The sequence below is a fragment of the Streptomyces anandii JCM 4720 genome, assembly GCF_014650655.1.
GTDB classification, from domain to species: domain Bacteria; phylum Actinomycetota; class Actinomycetes; order Streptomycetales; family Streptomycetaceae; genus Streptomyces; species Streptomyces anandii.
This window is the reverse complement of sequence record NZ_BMVJ01000022.1, coordinates 6,185-10,306: the sequence shown is the minus strand read 5'-3', so window position 1 is coordinate 10,306 and position 4,122 is coordinate 6,185. Positions and strand designations below refer to the sequence as shown.

Sequence of the window (4,122 nt, the reverse complement as noted above, 5' to 3'; positions counted from 1 at the left end):
CCGCACCGAAGCGCTGCGGCTCATGGACGAAGCGGCGACGGAAACCGGCCAGCAGGACCGAATGCGACCCATGCCGTATGTCGCCTGGGCCCTGCTCCAACTCGCCCGCGAACACACGATCGTCATAGCGATCGACGACGTCCACTGCAGCGACGAGAATTCTCTACAATTCCTCCTCTATTTGACTCGGCGTATACGTCAGTCGCGCATCCTGATCGTCCTCACCGAGGCGACCAGACTCCGCCAGGAACAGGTCGTGTTCCACGCCGAGCTGCTGCGCCAGCCGCACTGCAGCCGCATCCACGTCGGCATGCTCTCCGCGCAGGGCACCGCGACGGTGATCGCCGGCCAGTTCGTGCCCGCGCTCGCCGCCCGGCTGGCCCCCGAGTTCCACGCCATCAGCGGCGGCAACCCGCTGCTGCTGCGCGCCCTGCTCGAGGACTGCCTGGCCGGCGTCGACCGCAACGAGCCCTTCCAGCGCGTCGTACCGGCCGACAAGTACGCCCAGGCCGTACGGGACTGCCTGCACCGCGGCGAGCCCGACATGCTGACCGTCGCCCGGGGCGTGGCCGTGCTCGGTGACGCCGGCTCCACCGCGCTGCTCGGCCAGGTGCTCGGCATCCAGGCCGAGGAGGCCGAACAGGGCGTCCAGGACCTGATGCGGTGCGCCGTGCTCGACGACGCCTTCTTCCGCGACCCGGCGGCACGCACCGCCGTACTGGAGGTCACCGAGCCCCACACCCTCGCCCGACTGCACCAGCGGGCCGCCGCACTGCTGCACCGCGACGGCGCCTCCGCCCTGGATGTGGCCCGGCACCTGCTCAGCGGCCGGCAGGACGTCGACGACACCATGATCCCCGTCCTGCAGGAAGCCGCCGAGTACGCGCTGATCGACGACGACATCGAAGTGGCGCTGCACTGCCTGGAACTGGCCCACCGCACCTGCCAGGACCGCGAGACCCGCGCCGCGATCAAGGCCCGCCTCGTCAGCCTCGTATGGCGGCTCAACCCCGCCGCCGCCGAGGCCCACCTGCCGCAGCTCACCGCCGAACTCGCCGGCCGGCTCCCCGGCCGCGACCTGGCCGCCTCGGTGTCCTACCTGGGCTGGTCCGGACGGCTGGACCAGGCGAGCGACATGGTGCACAGCCTGTCCGCCGCCTCCGGCGAACCGGCCGCGCGGGACACGGCCGCGCTCGAGGCCGCGCGCCGCTGGCTGACGATGATCAGCCCGTCCCTGGAGGCCGTCTTCCCCGAGTCCGCGCTGACCCGGGCACCCGCGGCCGAGGGCCCCGGCGGCAGCGGCGACGACGCCCACACCCTGGCCGCGTCCGCCATCTCCGCCGCGCTGACCGGCGGCCTCGGCGACAGCGCCGTCGCGGACGCCCAGCGCCTGCTGCAACGGCACCGCATCAGCGACACCTCCCTGCAGCCGCTCGTCTTCGCCCTCCTGGCCCTCGTCTACGCCGACCGGACCGACCTCGCGCTCGCCTGGTGCGAACGGCTCCTCGGAGAGTGCGCCACCCGGCGCGCGCCCGGCTGGCAGGCCCTGCTGTCCGCGGTCCGCGGCGACATCGCCCTGCGCCAGGGCGACCTGCCCGGCGCCGCGCACCACGCCCGCGCCGCCCTGTCGCTGATCTCGCTGCAGAGCTGGGGCATCGGCATCGCCCTGCCCCTGAGCACGCTGATCCAGGCCGAGATCGGCATGGGCCGCCCCGACGAGGCCATGGCGCTGCTCGAACAGCCCGTCCCCGACGCCCTGTTCGGCACCCTGCTCGGACTTCAGTACCTGCGCGCCCGCGGCCGCTGCCACCTGGCCACCGGCCGCTACCACGCCGCCGTCGAGGACTTCCTCACCTGCGGGCGGCTGATGCAGGAATGGGGAGTGGACGCGCCCGAACTGGTGCCGTGGCGCATCGACGCCGCCGAGGCGTGGCTCGCCCTGGGCGAACCCGAGCGCGCCCGCGGCCTCGCCGAACGCCAGCCGCGCCGCGGCGGTGCCGCGCCCAGCCGCACCCGCGGCGCCCAACTCCTCCTCCTCGCCCGCACCATGGAGATCAAGCGCCGGCTGCAACTGCTCAAGGAGTCGGTGGAGGTCCTGGAGAACAGCGACGACCGGCTCCAACTGGCCGCCGCCCTCGGGGAACTCGGCAACGGCTACCGCTCGCTCGGCGAGTTCAACCGGGCCCGGCTCCTGGTGCGCAAGGCCTGGCACGTCGCCAAGGCGTGCGGCGCGGAACCGCTGTGCCAGCTGCTCATGCCCGGCGACGCCGACACCGAGGCCGCCACCGGCCGCGAGGGCGACCTGCCCCGCGAGGCCGAGGCCCTCACCGAGGCCGAGTCCAGGGTCGCCGTACTCGCCGCGCACGGCCACACCAACCGTGAGATCGCCACCAAGCTGTACGTCACCGTCAGCACCGTGGAGCAGCATCTGACCCGCATCTACCGCAAGCTGAACGTCAAACGGCGCCGGGACCTGCCCTCCAAGCTGTCCGACAGCAGCCTGGCCGGCATCGCCTGACCCGCACCCGGGCCGTAAGCCCCGGTACTGCGACCGCCGTAATCGCGGTAATCGCCCCGCCCCCGCCGCCATCACAGCAGCCCCCGTTCGAACGCCGTGATGGCGGCGGCGGTGCGGTCCGTCACGTCCAGCTTGCGGTAGGCCCGCAGCAGATGGGTCTTCACGGTCGCCTCGCCGATGAACAGCTTCCGACCGATCTCCGCGTTCGTCAGCCCCTGGCTGACCAGCCGCAGCACCTCGCACTCCCGCTCCGACAGCGGCGGCGCGTCCACCGTCCTGGCCCGCACCAGCTTGCCCGCCAGCGACGGCGTCAGCACCGTCTCACCACGGGCAGCTCCCCGCACCGCGCTCACCAGCTCCGCGCGCGTGCTGCCCTTGAGCAGGTAGCCCGCCGCGCCCGCCTCCACCGCGCGCAGGATGTCCGCGTCGCTCTCGTACGTCGTGACGATCACGACCTTGCAGCCCGGGCACTGGCGCAGGATGTGCCCGGTCGCGGCCACCCCGTCCATGTCACCCATCCGCAGATCCAGCAGCACGATGTCCGGATTCAGCCGCGCCGCCAGCGCCACCGCCTCCTCACCGGACCCCGCCTGCCCGACCACGGTGATCCCGTCCGCGGACTCCAGGATGGCGCACAGGCCCTCCCGCACCACCGGATGGTCGTCGGCGAGCAGCACCCGCAGACCGTCCCCGGCCTCCTGCCCGGCGTCCTGGCCGCTGTGCTCCGTCATCGCCTTCTCGTCCGCCTTCTCGTCACTCACCGGCCGCCTCCGCGCGGGCCTTGGCCAGCGGCACCGTCACCTCGACCGCCGTACCCCTGCCGGGCCGGCTGGAGACGGCCGCCGTCCCGTTGATCTCCTGCACCCGGGCCCGCATACCGCTCAGCCCGAAGCCCTTCTCGTCCTCGCGCGCCTCGAAGCCCTCGCCGTCGTCGCGCACCGCCAGCCGCACCGCGTCCGGCGCGTAGGACAGCACCACGTCCACCCGCCGTGCCTGCGAGGCGTGCTTGCGCACGTTCGCGAACGCCTCCTGCACCGTACGCAGCAGCACCACGCTCACCGCCATCGGCAGCGGCACCTCCGTGCCCTCCACCGCGCACCGCACCGCCAGCCCCGTCTGCGCGACCAGCCCGTCCGCCTGCCGCCTGACGGCCTGCACCAGCGAACTCTCGCGCAGCGACGGAGGCGACAGCGCGGCCACGAAGTCCCGCGCCTCCATCAGACTGTCCTTCGCCACCCGGCCCGCCAGCTCCAGATGCCGCTGCGCCAGCTCCGGAGAGGCCGCCACCTCCGACTCGGCCGCCTGCACCAGACTGATGATGCTCGTCAGCCCCTGCGCCAGCGTGTCGTGGATCTCCCGCGCCAGCCGCTCCCGCTCCGCCGAGACGCCCGCCTGCCGCGACAGCTGCGCGAGCTGCTCCCGGCTGCACCGCAACTCCTCGATCAGCTCGGCCCGTTCACGGCTCTGCCGCACCACCCGCGTGATCCACAACCCCTGGAGCACCGACAGAGCTATGCCCAGCAGCGAGGTCGGCAGCACCGCGCCGATCTGCCCGCCGGTCAGCCACACCACCGTCACCGGCACCAGGTTGGCCAGCAGCACCA

At 73.1% G+C, this 4,122-nt stretch carries 3 protein-coding genes; 1 reads left to right on the top strand and 2 read right to left on the bottom strand.

The genetic code is table 11. The features are described 5' to 3' along the window. A partial coding sequence (locus tag IE249_RS29315; protein ID WP_229859504.1) for a helix-turn-helix transcriptional regulator occupies window positions 1-2,518 on the top strand: 2,518 nt, incomplete at its 5' end. A 71-nt stretch (window positions 2,519-2,589) separates the two neighbouring features. On the opposite strand, the gene IE249_RS29310 is transcribed toward IE249_RS29315, so the two are convergent. Both IE249_RS29310 and IE249_RS39790 read right to left on the bottom strand, forming a co-directional pair. Then, window positions 2,590-3,249 (bottom strand): response regulator, encoded by a 660-nt coding sequence (locus tag IE249_RS29310; RefSeq protein ID WP_189709728.1) that lies wholly within the window; start codon window positions 3,247-3,249, stop codon window positions 2,590-2,592. A 22-nt stretch (window positions 3,250-3,271) separates the two neighbouring features. Beyond that, the coding region (locus tag IE249_RS39790; RefSeq protein WP_268249728.1) for a sensor histidine kinase at window positions 3,272-4,122 on the bottom strand (851 nt) is incomplete at its 5' end.

Bases quoted from the DNA above. Each gene is read 5' to 3' on its own strand.
- IE249_RS29310 (WP_189709728.1), bottom strand. From the start codon at position 3,249: ATGACGGAGCACAGCGGCCAGGACGCCGGGCAGGAGGCCGGGGACGGT.